This is a genomic window from Sphingomonas sp. P3_C5 (genome assembly GCF_056402635.1).
Genome location: NZ_JBFUHA010000014.1, coordinates 94,928 through 109,160 on the forward strand (window position 1 = coordinate 94,928; position 14,233 = coordinate 109,160).

Below are 14,233 nucleotides of genomic sequence, written 5' to 3' on the forward strand. Positions count from 1 at the left end.
GCAAGCAGAACCGCTGCAATGAGCAATCCGGACGGAGCGCAAAAACTCCGCCCAGCTCTTTCACATGACGGCCGAAGCTTCGACAGTTCGCCCGTCCCTGTTCTTTCCCTGTTAATCGCCAGGAGCAGGGAGAATGGCGTTGGGCTCGGGCACCGCCCCCGCCGCCTCGAGGGCTTTGATGCGAGCCATCTCGGTGCGGAGGATCACAAGCCGTTCCGAGCCTGATGGATGAGTCGCGGAGCGAAACACGTCCCAGGAACCATGCCACAGATCTTCGCGAAACCGGACGGCTTCATCGAGCGAGAAGCCGGCACGATCGACCAGATACAGGCTCAGGCGATCGGCCTCTATCTCGGTCGCGCGGGTCAGGCGGGCGCTGCGGCCAAAGTCCTGCAGCAGGCCGCGATGGACGCCCGCCGCGTTCAGCCGGTCGCGGTGATGGAGAATATTGTGGGCCAGCTCATGCGCGAGCACGAGTGCCAGCCCGTCATCGCTGTCAGCGCGTTCGACATAGGCACTGGTGATCTCGACATAATGGCCGTCGGCGCCGGCATCGATCGCATCCGAGGGCCGCACCTGGAAGCGCGAAGCGCAGCCGCGTTCGAGCGCTATGTGGAGGCGATAAGGCGTGCCGTCCCGCCTGATATCGAGATCGAGCGCCCCATCGGCGGTGTGACGATCGAGACTGTCCTCGACCGCCGCGATGCGCTGATAGTTACCCGAAACTCGCGGCGTTGCGGGGATGCTCTCTCCATCGATCGCGAGGAGTGCATCCCCGATGCGGAGTCCCGATCGCTCCGCCGGGCTGCCCCGCGCGATGGCCAATATCGTCGGGTCAGAGCCAAGGCCGAAGGCGCGCCGCGCATCGACGCGGCTTGCACCGCCATAGGCGCTCAGATCCTGGACAGCGATACCGGTCAGCGGCACCTGTTCGGGGCAGAGCGTGCCGGCCGAGAGCGCAAGGCGATAGCCGATCGTCTCGACGCGCTGATCGAGCCGCTGAAGCCTGAGAAGATCATGGACGCCGGCGTCATCCGCCGGCGCCGCACCGATCGTGATCAGTGCGAGCAGGATAAGCACGGGCCACGGCTCACCCATAGGGCCGCTCGGCGAGGGCCGAGGCATAGATCGCCTCCAGCTGCACCGCATTTGCCGATGGCCCATAGAGCGCCAGGGCGTGCTCCCGGCCAGCCTGACCCATGCGTGTCATCGCTGCGGGATCGGACAGCAGTTGCGCAATGGCTGCTGCGAGTGATGATGGATCGCCCGGCGTGAAGAGCATGCCAGCCTCTTCGGCGACGATCTCTGGCAGCGACCCGATGCGTGCACCGATCACAGGAGTGCCGGCGGCGAAGGCTTCCAGCACCGTCATTGGAAAGCCCTCGTACCAGATCGAGGGCATGACCAATGCCGACGCCCGTGCCATCGCCAGACGCGCCGCTTGGTTCGGAAGAACGCCCGTGAAGGTGACATTCCCAGGTGCGACGGCGCGCAGCCGCTCCTCGTCCGGCCCGCTGCCGATGACGGTAAAGGCGACACGCGGCATCAGGCGAGCCGCGTCGATAAGCGTGTCCACACCCTTTTCCCGGCTCAGGCGTCCGACGAACAGGATGCCGGCGCGCTTGTCCGAGCTTGCAGCCGGCTCCGCCACATCAATGAAGTTCGGCTTCACGACGATCCGCCCCGCCGGCAAACCGCCACCCACAAATTTGTCCCGGGCGAATTCCGTCAAAGCGATCAGGCGTCGACCCGGCCGATCCCAGATTTTTCCCCAGCGGGCGGCCTGCTGCATCGCCACCACGGCCGCCGAGCCGGCAACAGAACCGCGATAGCAACCATGCCTGATCGCCGGCCAGCCGATACGCCCCACGCACGCCTCGCAGATGGAGCCATCACGGAGCAGCAGTCCGTTGGCGCAGATCGTCCGGTAATTATGCAGTGTCTGGACGACACCAGCACCCGCGTCCGCCGCCCCGTCCAGCACCGAGGGCGAGAAGCGGGGGAAGGCATTATGGACATGGACGATCTGCGCCCCGGTCCGGCGCACCTCCCCGGCAATCCAGCGACGCCGCGCCGGGTTATAGGGTGTCACGATCGCGGTGCGGACCTTTTCCAGTGGCCCGAGGATCGCATCATTATCGGCTTCGATCAGCGAAACCTCATGCCCCCGGTCGAGCAGCAATTGATGTTCCGCCGCAACCGCCACATCCTCCCCGCCTGAAATCTGATAGCGGTTGTGCAGGATCAGGATCCTCACGGCGCGGCTGCGCGGGCGTCGACCATGCGGGTCGAGCACAGAGCGAAGATCGCCAGGCAGTTGAACGAGATCAGGAAGAAATTCTCGGCCGTCATCGCGAGCGTCATGAACAGCAGCACGGCAATCGCCGGAATGCCGCTCCGGCCGATGCGGGCGAAGAAGATCAGCAATATGATCAGCCCGACAATGCCGAAATCATAGAGCCAGCTGAGATACTCGTCATGCGGCAGCAACAGGCCTGCATTCAGCGAACGTTCGGTCGCCACGATATATTCGACCATGCCGGCGCCGTGCCCGAGCACCTGCTCGCGGATCGTGCTTCGCTCATATTCGCCGATGATGAAATCGTAGATCGGCGCCCGGCCGACGCTGATATATTCGGCATTGTAACCGCGCACGAGATTGGTCGCGATATAGCCGAAGATCCGGCTCAGATAGAGCGCGAGCAGAGTCGAGACCGGCACTGCCACATAGAGGATTCGCCTGAACAGCTGGACATTGTCGCGCTGCCTGAAGATCTGAATGGCGACGATCGCGATGCTCACCACGAACGCCATGACGATGGCATTGCGTTTGAAAAACAGCACGCAGGCGAGATAGGCGAGGGTCGCGAGTGTGTAACGTGATGAAGCGACCAACCAGACGGTGATGCCGCCAAAGGTCGCGCCCAGGATCGATTCATAGGGCGAGTCGGTCGAGAGGAATCCGCCGCCGACCAGATCGCTTGTCTGGGTCGTGTAGATCAGCGCGGCGAAGAACAGCGCAACGAGGAAGATCGCGAACTGGCGCGGCGTCGTGTAGAAGCGGAAGGCGGCCGGGGCCATGCCGACAAGCGGAAGGGCGATCTTGCGTAGCGCGAAGCTGTCGATGTTCTGGCTCAGCCCCACGCTGATTGCGCCGAGGACGAAATAGACGAGCATGAACAGGATCACGTCATGGTTCAGCGCGGGCAGGCGACGGTCAATCAGCGTGAAGGCGGTTGCTGCGATCAGCACGATCGAGATCGGGAAGATCGGCGCGTAGATCCGGCTGTCGTCCTTGATCATGACGAAGAAATAGATGGTCGTCGCGATATAGGGCGCACCGAACAGCCAGAAGTTCAGCACCGGCCGCGACACCGCGGCGGCCGGCGCTGCTTCTGCAGGAGCGGACATCGTCGCGGCGGTCATGCCGGCCGATCCCAAAGCACGCGCCAGACGAACTGAGGCGCCAGCACCAGATAGCGCCGCCACAGCCGCCTGGGTTCCGAGAGGAGCCGGTGCAACCATTCGAGCGTGGCTCGCTGCATCCAGAGCGGCGCGCGCTTCACCGCACCGGCATGGAAGTCGAAGGCGGCACCAACGCCGATCAGCGTCACGCCAGCCAGTTCGCCGCGATGGCGGCGCATCCAGCGTTCCTGCTTCGGCGTGCTGAGCCCCACCCAGACGATGTCCGGCGCCGCCGCCATGATCGTCGCCATTTCGGCGCGCCGCACCTCTTCGCTCACCTCGCCAAAAGGCGGTGCGGAGGCGCCAGCAACCGACAGGCCCGGATAGCGGCCGGCGAGCATGGTTGCCATTTTGCCGGCAATCCCCGTTTGGCCGCCATAGAAATAATGGCGGACTCCGGCGATGCGGCCGAGATCGGCGAGCGTCTCCACGAAATCGGACCCTGTCACCCGGCGGATCGATGTGTGGCCACGCCAGCGCGCGACATGAACAAGCGGCATGCCGTCGGGCAGGATCATATCGGCTGCCTGGTGGATCTCCATCAGCCCCGGGTCGCGTTGCGCGAGCATGATGCCATGGACGTCCCGCACGCAGACATAGCGGCTCTGCCGCTCGCGGATCCAGCCAAGGACTCGCGCGGCGGCGCGATCATGGTCGGTGATCGTGACCGGCGTGCCGAGGATATTGGTGGTTTCGGCGTTGGTCGCTGCTGTCCCGAGCGTCCGGCGCGCCGATCTCGAGACCGCGAGCACGATCAGCAGTGAGGCAATTGCCGCAAAGACGGAAAAGCCGGCAAGCGGATCGAGGAAATGCGCCGATATGATCCAGCCGAGGCCCGCGACAAGGCATGCGATGATCACCCGGTGCGCCAGCCAGGCGCCGTCGAGCACGAGATAGGCGATCGAGGCGAAGCAGCGATAAAAAGCGATCGTCCCGAAATAGATGAAGCAGGGCGCAAGGATCAGCCAGCCGGCCGGCGCTTCGAGGCCAAGCCAGTAGCGCGCGTAAAGCGGCCCGACCACGCCGAGCCCCGCCGCCATTGCGAAGAAGGCGAGGATGCCGGCGGCAATGGCCGCCTTGATCGCATCGCGCTGGCGCTTCGCGCTCGCACCGGCCCATTTGACGCGTATGAAGCCGCCGAGCGGGACCATGATCATGAGGATCGGCGTGAAGCACATCGAGAAGAGCCGGTTCTGCGTCGCCACCCAAGAGGTGACCGAAGGAGAGGCCGAGATCTGCAGCCAGATGACCACCAGGCCCAGCGCTCCCATGAGCAGCCCGTCAGCGGTACCGAAGGAGAAACCGGCGCGCAGCATATCGCGGAAGTGGGTGATGCGGCCGCGCAGGAGATAGGGTCGCGATCGGAGTAGCAGCGCGCCATTGGTCAGGCTCGCCAGGATGGTCGGCGCATGGAACACCGTCGCGGCGAGCAGGATATGAGTGTGGAATGCCGGGCTGGTGAGGACCAGGACATACCAGAGAATCTGGAAGCTGAGCGCCAGGCTCGCGGTCCAGTAATGCTCGTTATAGGATAGGCGGGCATTGTCGAAGGTGACGTTGAACGCGGCCTGGACAAGCGGAAGCAGCGCGACACAGGCAATGGTCAGGCTATGGCCCCGCGCAAGCTCGATCGCGAACACCATCGTCATCAGGATCGCCGACAGCGAGAAATTCGCGGCACCCAGGCTGAGGAACGCCGATGCGGCACCTTGCCTGTCATCCTGCGATGCGGCCGATCCGATCAGCCTTATGCCGAGGACTCCAGTGCCGCTCATCGGGAAACTCGCCAGTGTACCGAGCGCGAGCGCGGCGAACAGGGCGGCGTAGCGCTCGGGACCAAGCCCGGTGAACAGTCGCGGCAGGATCAGGAAAACCAGCGCGAGGCCGGGAAAGCGCGTCATCATATTCGCAAGCAGCGACAAGACCAGCTTGCGGCGTTCGGGGTCGAGAAAGAAATGCTTCATGCGAGCGGATCCTCGAGAGCGCTCATATCGTCGCCGATATGCTGCGCCAGGACCCAGGGATCGACCGGACTTTCCTTGGGCATTTGCTGCACCCGCCAGATCACTGGCATGTTGCCGAGAAAGGCTGCCCAGCGCGAGAAAGTCGAATGCGATCCGACCAGGACCGACGCGCTCGCCATCGCGACGAGATCGTTGACATCGTCAGATGATCGCGCGCGGCTGACGCCGTCGATCGCGAGAAGATTAGCCATTTCCTCGTCGGCACCATCGGAATGAATGCGGATCGGCAGGTCCGGCCGCAGCGCGCGCAGCCGTTCGATCACGCTGCCATACCAGGCGATCGGCAGCCGCAAATTGCCGGCCGCTCCCGATTCCAGCAGCGCCGGCTCCGCTGGATCGAAATCGCCCAGCCGGACATGGACAGCGATGTGGCGCTCTTCGCCCCAGCGCCGTGCTAACGACGGCGGACGTCGCATGATCTCGATGAGCCGGTGACGCAGTCGCTCTCGGTGCGGATGCAAGCCTTCAAAGGTGAAGCTCGCGCTGCGCACCACGATCAGCGGTCGTTTTGATCCATGGGGCAGGGCGCCGGGCGCAATCGTCTGGATATCGGCGAAGGGAAGCAGTGCGGCGAGTGCCGCAGCTTTCGCTGCGCCACCGACTTCATCTGGATGGGCGCGGACCATCTCGTGATAGCGGCGGATCGAGCCGTCTCCGCGCAGTTTGCGGTTGATCGGAAGCGAGCGCCAGGCAGGCGCGATCAGCCGGCGGCCCTCTTTCTCTGCGAGGATGACGGCGTGGAAATAGGCGAACAGGCAATTGCCGAAACCGGCCCCGTTCAGCCGGAGCAGGCCGAGGTCGAGCGGTGCCGGCAGCGCGGGATAGATCATCGCGTGCACCCCGCGCGGATTGCCTTGCCTAAGCCCGGCTTCCCTGCGACGCATTGGCCATGCGCGCGTTGATCGATCAGGCCCGCCGCCGCCTGGCGCGCGAGAAATTCCATCCGACCTGGCTCGGCAGGATCGCCCATCCCTTTTACATCATCCGCAGACGCCTCGCGCGGGCGATCGCCGGCAGGGCGAGCGAGATCCATGGCCGGGTGCTGGATTTCGGCTGCGGCTCGCAACCCTATCGCAGCGACTTCGCCCATATCTTCGACTATGTCGGTCTCGACATCGCCGTCAGCGGTCATCCCCATGCGAACAGCAAGGTCGATGTCTATTATGACGGCCGGACTTTGCCCTTTTCGGACCACGCCTTCGACGCCGTCATCTCCTTCGAGGTGTTCGAGCACGTCTTCAATCTCGACGAGATCCTCGACGAGATACGGCGTGTTCTGAAGCCGGGCGGAAAGCTGCTCTTCTCGATCCCCTTCGCCTGGGACGAGCATGAGCAGCCCTTCGACTATGCGCGCTACACCAGCTTCGGCGTCAGGGCGCTGCTTGAGCGGCATGGCTTTGACGAGATCGAGATCGAGAAGACCTCGACTGACGTAGAGGCGATCGGCCAGCTGTGGATCGCCTATCTCCACCAGCATATCGGTGCGCGTCATCGGACGACACGCGCGCTGGTGCAGCTCGGTCTCCTTGCGCCGCTCACGATCATGACCCTGATCCTGAGCCGCATCCTGCCGGACCGCCGCCATATCTATTGCAATCTGCTGGTATCGGCGCGGAGCACATAGGCCACCATCTCCCGATAGATTTTCGCCGAGGAGCCGATACCGCGCGGCGCCATCGACGCCCGCGCGCGCTCCGACATTGCCGACCAGGCGCGGGCATCCCGGAGCAGCGCCGCCGCCGCTTCCGCCCAGCGATCGACCTCGAGCGGGAGGACACGGCCATTTACTCCATCGAGCACGAGATCGTCCGCTGCGCCGACATGCGGCGAGACCAGGCACGGCGTGCCGCATTGCAGGGCCTCGTTGCAGACCAGCCCCCATGGTTCGCGCCTCGAAGGGAGCAGGAGCAACTTCGCGCCCGAAAGCGCTTCTACCATCTTTTCCCAAGCGACCGCCTCGTCGTGCCGCACATCAATGCTGGCAGCGACGAGTCCGTCCAGCATCGCGCGCTGATCCGGACCACGCCCGATCACGCGCACGCTCAGATCGGGGAGCAGCTGCTTGAGCGCGGTGGCGACCTGCACGAAAAACCCCGCATTCTTGATTGCGTCGCTGATCTCCGCGACCCAGATCAGGTCGACGTCGCGTGCCTGGAAATCAGGGATGGATGCCGGCGGATCCCAGGCCGGCACCAGCGGCATGCGGAAGATCCGGGCATCCTCGAAACCCGCCTTGCGAAAAAACGCCGCGCCCTTCTCACCGGACGTCAGCGCAGCACGGCACTGCTTCAGCATCATCGGCCGGAAGAGCCGGTGATAGGGGGTTTGCGGCATATCCTCCTCGCCCCCGTCGACGCGAAGCGCGACCGGCGTTCCGGTCCACCGGCTCCAGGCCAGGCCGAGCAGCATTGAGGGATAGAAGCCGGTCAGGACGATCATCTTCGGCCGCAAGCGCGACAGCGTCCGGAAGATGCCGCGGTTGAGATGGGCGAAACGGCGCGGCCCCACCTCCAGCTCGACCCCGGGCAGGATTTCGTGGGCGTAGGGTTTCGCGGCTGGAAGGTTCCAGGATCGGTTCCGTTCGGCGCGCGTGCAGGACACGACCGCGAGCTGCAGGCCGTCCTTCTTCAGCCGGCTGAACAGCCGGTCGGTATATGGGGTCACCATATTGTTGAACTCGACGGCGTCGAACCCGGCAGGCGAGGGGTGGGGATCAGTCATCGGCCGCCTCAGGCCGCCCGGCGCAGGGCGAGATCGGTGATCGAGACGCTCGCTCCCACCGGCGTCCCACCCCGGGCCCTGATGTCCAGCGTCTGGCGCGTGCAGTCCGTCGGGATCTGCAAGGTCGCAGAATAACGCAATTGATCGAGCCGGAGCTGCTGAAGACGCTGGTCCGCGAACGGGACCTCGCTCTTGTCAGCGACGCAGTGCAACGTGAATTCGAAGCCGGCCATGTCCCGCTCGCTGCGCGCAAAGATTCTGGCGCCGATCCGATATGTCCCGGGTTCCAGCAGGAGTTGTTCGGTGGCCAGCACCACTGAATCTCCAGGATCGGTGCTGGCGCGCAGCGCGACCCCCTGGCCGTTCGGTGCCGCCTCGACGCTCGCGAGTCCTGAACCGCCGGGATCGACGGTCCATTCGAAGCGCGGGATCGAGCTCACGCCCTGGCGTTTGCCCGCGACCACGAACGTGCCGTCATAGAGCTGACTGTCGTCGGCCCATCCCGCCCGAGGCGCCTTGCTGCGCCAGAAGCGATAGGCCTGGTCGGCGCCGCCCAGCTCGGTCATCCGCTCCAGAATAGGAAAAAGCTCGAGGTCGGTAACGGGGCGGCGTGTCCGATCGATGTCAGTGATAAGCTGGACGGCGGCCGGAATTTCGGGAGCGCTGGCGCGTCGCAGATCGAGGAACATCAGGCCGCGCCAATCGGGCTGGTCCTCGAGGCGCGCGATGAGGCTCCGCCTGAAGCTCGGCTCCGCGTTCATCGCACGAAAGGCGGCGAACACCTGGTCGGCGATAGTGTCACGACGGATCAGGGCATCGGCCCGTTCCAGCGCTGTGCCATAGTCGCCGCTGATCAGCGCCATCTGCAGTGCCCAGATCTGGGTGGAGTTATCCCGCCAGCCGCCGCGCGCAGCCGCGTTCATCGCATCCACGCCGGCATCGTCATGGCCGCGCGCGAGCTCGGCCTCGCCGATCACCCGGATCGCGCGGGTGTTGAGCGGCGCGATCTGTAGCGCGGCACGTGCCGTCGCGATCGCGGCGTCATTCCGTCCGGCGAAGAACAGGTCCTGCGCCCGGCGCGACAAATGGTTGGCGTCAGGTGCGAGCGCTGTGGCCATCGCGTAATCGCCACTCGCGGCGAGGCCCGCGGCGATCCCGTTGGCAGTGACCACCCCAAACATGGCCGCCCCACCAAGGATTGCTACTCCCCATCTGAGCCAACCCGGCATTTCAGAAGCGGTCCGAAACGAAGCTCGGGATCAGGCGGCGCGAGCGCGGCTTGTCGCCATATTCATAGCTATAGCCATAGTCGCCAAAGCCGACCGTCTTGGGATCGAACATCGTCAACACGACGCCCAGTACGCGGCCCTGCGCCCGTTGCAGCCGCCGGATGGCGGTGCGCACCCGACCCCGATGCGACTGGCTGGTATCGACCAGGAAGATAACCCCCTCGACTGCGGCCGCCAGCAGCGGCGCATCGGCAAGGCCAAGCACCGGCGGACCGTCAATCACCACCATGTCGAAATTGTCGGAGAGATGCTCGATGACAGCCCGGGACTGGCTGCGCCCGTACAGGTCTGCCGGGTTGGGCGGCAAAGGGCCGCTCGGCATGAAACTCAGATTGGGTGTGGCAAGCGCGATCGTCTGGTCGGCGGCCTTGGCCGTGCCGGTCAGCACGTTCGAGAAGCCGGTCGGGTGCTGGACGCCGAGCAGGTTCGCGAGCGACGGGTTGCGCAAGTCGCCGTCCACCAGCAGCACGCGCTTGCCGACCAGCGCGAGACTGCGGGCGATCGCATAGGAGGTCGTGCTTTTGCCCTCCGACGACTGGCTGGAGGTAACGAGCATCCGGCGTGGCACTCCGGCCTTGCCGGCGAACTCCAGTGCCGTACGCAGGGAGGAATAGGATTCCGACAGGATCGAGCGCTGCGTGGCGAGCGCTTCGACCGGTGTCATCCCCGCACCGACCCGCGGAATCGTCCCGAGCAGGGAGAGGCCGAGCTTGTCCTCGACATCATCCGGTGTGCGCACGGCGTCGTCGAGCATCTCGCGCAGGAAGACGAGTCCTGCCGCGACCATTGCGCCGAGGAGAAGCGCAAGCGCGACGTTGAGCGATGGTTTGGGCCAGGACGGGGTCAGCGCCGGCTCGGCCGTATCGACGATGCTGATATTATTCGCCGTCACGCCAGCCGCGGCCCCGACTTCCTTGAAGCGCTGTAACAGCCCGTCATACATTTGCCGGTTGGTATCCACCTCACGGCGGAGGATGCTGTACTGGATGCCCCGATCCTGCTCGCTCAGCGTGTTCGAGCGCAGCTTCAACATATCCTGCTGGACGGCACGTTCCTGCCGCGCCGCCACCTCATAGCCTTCGCGGATCGAATCCCGGATCGAGAGCGCCAGCTGGCTGATCTGCGCATTGGTCGTGTCGAGTTCAGCCTTGGCCTGACGGACGGTCGGATAGTCCGGCAGCCTCGTTTCCAGCTCCTTCTGATAGGTCGATGCGAGGTCGGCGCGGCTGCGCGTCAGCTCCTGGATAGCCGGATTGCCGAGCACATCCGGCAGGCTCATCAGCGGGGTGTTGCGTGCGCGCTCCCACCGCTCCTGGGCGCGGAGCCGTTCGGCGGTCAGGGCGGTCAGCGTGTCGTTCATGCCGACGAGGCTCGAGGTCACCAGCGAGCGGGCTCTTTCGCCAGGCGCGCCGGTCGCCGGGCCGGTGTCGATCAGGCCGGCATTGCGCGCATACAGAATGGCTGCGCGTTCGGAGCTTTCGAGCTTGCCCTTGGCCTGTTCGAGCTGGCCTTCGAGAAAATCGCGCGCATAGGATGATGCCTTGAACCGGCGCTCCAGATTGTCAGCGATCAACGCCTCGGCATAAGCATTCGCCACCCGCGCGGCGATGTCCTTGTTTCGGCTATTAAACGAGATCGAAGCGACGCGCGAGTTGCGTGGAAGGGAGATCTGAAGATTGCCCTGTAGTGCGCGGATCGTCCGTTCCCGCAGCTTGCGGACCTGCTCCGCCGGTGTGCCGACGGGCTTCACGACGATCCCCATCGCCGTCAGGAATTCGGACCCGTGGAAGAGCTGCAGCCGCTCGGCGACGCGGATCGCGAGTGAGCGGCTGTTCAGGATATCGACCTGGGTCTGGAGGAAACGCTCGGCATCGAAGATGTTGGAATCGCCGGGCTGGGGCTCGTCGCCCTTCAACACCCGGGTCGATTGCTGCTCGAGCTGGATCGAGGCGGTGGCGCGATATTCCGGCGTGGCGATGGCGGTCAGGAAAATCGCTGCCAGCGGGAAGAAGATCATACAGGCAAGGATGATCCAGCGATTCCGGCGCAGGATGAGCCGCATCCGCTGAAGGTCTACGTCTCGCCCGATGCCGCGCCGCGGTTCGGGTCCCGTGTCGCGCCCGGTATCGCGCGCCGTCTCCGGCCCGGCCTCGAAAGTCCGGCCATCGGTTGCCAAAATCAATTCTCGTCTAAACATGGTAACCCTGTTCGGTTGGGCGACGCGCCGGGATCAGAGATTGTTGAAGGCGGCGAAGACGCCGAATGCGGGCAGCGCCGTGATGAGGTCGCGAAACGCACCCTTGCCGTTCGAGAAGGGCACGACGACCACATCATCACCCAGGATCTGCGGATCGGGCATCTCACCGCGGCGGATTGCGTTCACGTCGAAGACCGCCAGTTTGCGCTCCCGCTCGATCGTCCGGAAGATCACCACGCGGCCAAGTCGCGCGGTGCGGTTGGGGCCCTTGGCCAGCGCCAGCGCCTGCAACAGCGTCATCTGGCCCTTCACCTCGAACACGCCCGCCTGGGTAACCGAGCCCTCGACCGTGACCTTCTGGGATACAGCCGAGGTGACGATGACCGAAACCTGCGGATCGCGCAGATAGCGTTTGGCCAGCCGGTTCTGGATCTCGGTGGAGAGCGCCGCCGAAGACAGGCCGGCCGCGTGAACGCTGCCGATCAGCGGGAGCAGGATATTGCCGCTCGCATCGACCTCGACATGATCGAGCGTCAGGTCCTTCTCCTGGAACGTGTTGACGCTCAGAGTGTCACCCGGGCCGATCTCGTAATCCTGGACATGATCCACCGCGCTCGGTGGCGGAAAACTCGCATAGGATTGTTCGCTTGGCACGCCTGCCGAGGTCGAGGCGCATCCGCCCAGCACGAGGAGTGCTGCGGCGCAAAGGCTGGGCATCAAAGGTCTCATCGCGAATATCCTGCGGTGGTGAGCACGGGTTCGAGGACCCTTTTCTGGGTGGCGGGGCGGCGCGGTGAGCTCTGGTGCGCGGCCATGTTCAAGATGACGCACAAGGCTGCCATGGCGGTCGAGAGCGCCTCTGTGCGCAAGGGATAGTCGGTCGCGGAATGGGCGAGCAGGATCATGATGCCGGTGGCAGCGAACCAGCCGGTCATGCCGCCACGCCCGCGGGCCAGGCGCACAAGCTGCAGCACGAACCAGCCGAAGAAGGCGAGCAGGATGAGCAACGCCGGCGCACCACCCTCGATCGCAAGCTGCAGATAATCCTCATGGGCCGCGTTGATGAAGAGGGGGGTCACCCCGGCGAGGCTCTCGATCGGCGGATAAACCTGATCGAACGTGCCGAAGCCGGTGCCGACCGGCCAAACGCTTTTCGCCAGATACCAGGCATCGGGCCAGATCGTTTGGCGAAGGTCGACCGAGGCCTGGAAACGCGACAGGAGCTGATCGAACCCAGCCCAGCCGAGAACGATGAAGATCAGTACGACGACCGCGACCATGGCGAGATTGCGCGGGGTGATCTTGCGCGTGCGGGCATCGATCAACGTGATAATGATCGTGACCGCGGCCGAAGGCACGAACAAAGCCGCGCCCATCCGGGAGGCGGTGCAAAGGACGCCAAGGCCAAACAGCGCCACGGCGAGGCTCGCGATCAGCACGCCGCGCTGTCGAAGGACTTCGACGCGTGGGCTAAGCGCATATAGCAGAGCCCCGGCCATCAGCGCACCGAGACACAGCGCATCCGCCTGATGATTGCGGTTGGAGAACAGGCCGATCGACAGGCGTTCGTGCTGGTCGCCATAGACATAGAGAGCGCTCTGGGTGCCCCCGAGGATCTGCAGCCAGCCAAGCAGAAGGGACGCGCCGGCGCAGGCGAGGATGGCGACGATGACCTTCCTCAACCCTTGCCTGTCCAGCATCAGACCGGTGACCAGCATCGCCAGTGCGGGTAGCAATGTGAGTGCCGACTGGAGCGTCGCGCCGGGGTCTTCGCTCAGGGCATGCCAGGGCGTGCCGATCCGTGCCGCCTGCAGGGTGGCCACGGCGACCTCGCGGCCCGGCAAGGCGGACCAGATGGGGTTGGGAAGGGGGAGGAGCTGGATCAGGATCAGTGCCAGCGCAGCGCCGGCAATGGCAAGCATCGGCATTGCGCCAGGCGCGAGCGATGCGCGCGGCGCCGACACGCATAGAAAGGCAATCGCCAGCACGGCGACCGCTTGCGGGATCGACTGCACGAACATCGGCTCGACGCTCTGGCCGCCGAACAGGAAACTCGAACCGACAAGAGCGAGGGCTGCGACAGTGGCGCGCTGAGCGAAGCGCGCACTTTCCCCACGCTCGTGCGGGATCGCATGAGCGAATGTCATAAACGCTTACACCGATATGGCCGAAATCGCTTCCGGCGGCGAACGATGCGGGACCGAGGACCGTAAGGCGATGGCGCCGCGCCGACCTCGAATCCCGCCCCTAACCTAACGGCTTGCCTTGTTGTCGCCCTTGGTGGCGAGATAGAGCGCGCCACCGCCAGCGGCCGCACCCACCAGCACGATCGGCAGGGTCTTGCTGTCCCTGTTCGCGCCGCGAAGCCTTGCCGATGCACGGCTCACCTTCAGGCTAGATTTTGCGATCGGCCGTGCCTTGGCCGGCCGAACCGCACCCGCATAGGCAATTGCTGATGAGCACAGAGCGATCGCCCCGAGGCCCAGAATGGCTGTTCGTAACTTCATTCCACTTCTCCCTTCTTCCCGATTAAAAGC

12 protein-coding genes are annotated in these 14,233 nt (G+C 64.8%); 1 reads left to right on the top strand and 11 read right to left on the bottom strand.

Going from position 1 to position 14,233, the window contains the following annotated elements:
• Nucleotides 1-111: 111 nt before the first annotated feature.
• Genes AC1DVS_RS24525 through AC1DVS_RS24545 form a run of 5 tightly spaced genes read right to left on the bottom strand, consistent with a single transcriptional unit; the run spans nucleotide 112 to nucleotide 6,319 of the window.
• Nucleotides 112-1,080, bottom strand: a complete 969-nt coding sequence (locus AC1DVS_RS24525; protein WP_478027115.1) for a M48 family metallopeptidase — start codon at nucleotides 1,078-1,080, stop codon at nucleotides 112-114.
• Nucleotides 1,081-1,090: 10 nt separating this feature from the next.
• Nucleotides 1,091-2,257 carry a glycosyltransferase family 4 protein gene (locus tag AC1DVS_RS24530; protein ID WP_478027116.1) on the bottom strand — a complete coding sequence of 389 codons (1,167 nt, stop codon included), beginning with the start codon at nucleotides 2,255-2,257 and terminating at the stop codon, nucleotides 1,091-1,093.
• Complete coding sequence (locus tag AC1DVS_RS24535) at nucleotides 2,254-3,426, bottom strand: hypothetical protein (RefSeq protein ID WP_478027117.1); 1,173 nt, start codon at nucleotides 3,424-3,426, stop codon at nucleotides 2,254-2,256. Before AC1DVS_RS24535 ends, AC1DVS_RS24530 begins: the two co-directional genes overlap by 4 nt.
• A complete protein-coding gene (locus tag AC1DVS_RS24540; protein WP_478027118.1) occupies nucleotides 3,423-5,429 on the bottom strand; it encodes a WecB/TagA/CpsF family glycosyltransferase in 2,007 nt (668 codons plus the stop codon). Before AC1DVS_RS24540 ends, AC1DVS_RS24535 begins: the two co-directional genes overlap by 4 nt.
• Nucleotides 5,426-6,319 carry an O-fucosyltransferase family protein gene (locus AC1DVS_RS24545; RefSeq protein WP_478027119.1) on the bottom strand — a complete coding sequence of 298 codons (894 nt, stop codon included), beginning with the start codon at nucleotides 6,317-6,319 and terminating at the stop codon, nucleotides 5,426-5,428. Before AC1DVS_RS24545 ends, AC1DVS_RS24540 begins: the two co-directional genes overlap by 4 nt.
• A gap of 59 nt (nucleotides 6,320-6,378) precedes the next feature.
• Between AC1DVS_RS24545 and AC1DVS_RS24550 the strand changes: the two genes are divergently transcribed.
• Entirely contained in the window at nucleotides 6,379-7,113 is a 735-nt protein-coding gene (locus AC1DVS_RS24550) for a class I SAM-dependent methyltransferase (protein WP_478027120.1), read from the top strand.
• Here AC1DVS_RS24550 and AC1DVS_RS24555 read toward each other — a convergent pair.
• The 6 genes from AC1DVS_RS24555 to AC1DVS_RS24580 all read right to left on the bottom strand — a co-directional run bounded on the left by AC1DVS_RS24555 (nucleotide 7,077) and on the right by AC1DVS_RS24580 (nucleotide 14,203).
• Nucleotides 7,077-8,210, bottom strand: coding sequence for a glycosyltransferase family 4 protein (locus AC1DVS_RS24555; RefSeq protein WP_478027121.1), 1,134 nt, complete (start codon nucleotides 8,208-8,210; stop codon nucleotides 7,077-7,079). The genes AC1DVS_RS24550 and AC1DVS_RS24555 overlap by 37 nt on opposite strands.
• Before the next feature lie 8 nt (nucleotides 8,211-8,218).
• Nucleotides 8,219-9,391: a hypothetical protein gene (locus tag AC1DVS_RS24560; RefSeq protein WP_478027122.1), complete on the bottom strand. Its 1,173-nt coding sequence runs from the start codon at nucleotides 9,389-9,391 to the stop codon at nucleotides 8,219-8,221.
• Nucleotides 9,392-9,440: 49 nt separating this feature from the next.
• On the bottom strand, nucleotides 9,441-11,675 hold the full coding sequence (locus tag AC1DVS_RS24565) for a GumC family protein (protein ID WP_478027123.1): 2,235 nt from the start codon (nucleotides 11,673-11,675) through the stop codon (nucleotides 9,441-9,443).
• Between the two features lie 54 nt (nucleotides 11,676-11,729).
• Complete coding sequence (locus AC1DVS_RS24570) at nucleotides 11,730-12,413, bottom strand: polysaccharide biosynthesis/export family protein (protein WP_478027124.1); 684 nt, start codon at nucleotides 12,411-12,413, stop codon at nucleotides 11,730-11,732.
• Nucleotides 12,414-12,421: 8 nt separating this feature from the next.
• The gene (locus AC1DVS_RS24575) at nucleotides 12,422-13,843 is read right to left on the bottom strand and encodes an O-antigen ligase family protein (protein WP_478027125.1); all 1,422 of its coding nucleotides are present in this window, start codon (nucleotides 13,841-13,843) and stop codon (nucleotides 12,422-12,424) included.
• Between the two features lie 105 nt (nucleotides 13,844-13,948).
• Complete coding sequence (locus AC1DVS_RS24580; protein WP_478027126.1) at nucleotides 13,949-14,203, bottom strand: hypothetical protein; 255 nt, start codon at nucleotides 14,201-14,203, stop codon at nucleotides 13,949-13,951.
• Nucleotides 14,204-14,233: the final 30 nt, after the last annotated feature.

What these genes read in the sequence shown, in the direction of transcription:
- AC1DVS_RS24550 (WP_478027120.1), top strand. Translation starts at nt 6,379, where the DNA reads ATGCGCGCGTTGATCGATCAGGCCCGCCGCCGCCTGGCGCGCGAGAAA.
- AC1DVS_RS24555 (WP_478027121.1), bottom strand. Translation starts at nt 8,210, where the DNA reads ATGACTGATCCCCACCCCTCGCCTGCCGGGTTCGACGCCGTCGAGTTC.
- AC1DVS_RS24575 (WP_478027125.1), bottom strand. Translation starts at nt 13,843, where the DNA reads ATGACATTCGCTCATGCGATCCCGCACGAGCGTGGGGAAAGTGCGCGC.
- AC1DVS_RS24570 (WP_478027124.1), bottom strand. Translation starts at nt 12,413, where the DNA reads ATGCCCAGCCTTTGCGCCGCAGCACTCCTCGTGCTGGGCGGATGCGCC.
- AC1DVS_RS24560 (WP_478027122.1), bottom strand. Translation starts at nt 9,391, where the DNA reads ATGTTTGGGGTGGTCACTGCCAACGGGATCGCCGCGGGCCTCGCCGCG.
- AC1DVS_RS24535 (WP_478027117.1), bottom strand. Translation starts at nt 3,426, where the DNA reads ATGACCGCCGCGACGATGTCCGCTCCTGCAGAAGCAGCGCCGGCCGCC.
- AC1DVS_RS24580 (WP_478027126.1), bottom strand. Translation starts at nt 14,203, where the DNA reads ATGAAGTTACGAACAGCCATTCTGGGCCTCGGGGCGATCGCTCTGTGC.
- AC1DVS_RS24540 (WP_478027118.1), bottom strand. Translation starts at nt 5,429, where the DNA reads ATGAAGCATTTCTTTCTCGACCCCGAACGCCGCAAGCTGGTCTTGTCG.
- AC1DVS_RS24545 (WP_478027119.1), bottom strand. Translation starts at nt 6,319, where the DNA reads ATGATCTATCCCGCGCTGCCGGCACCGCTCGACCTCGGCCTGCTCCGG.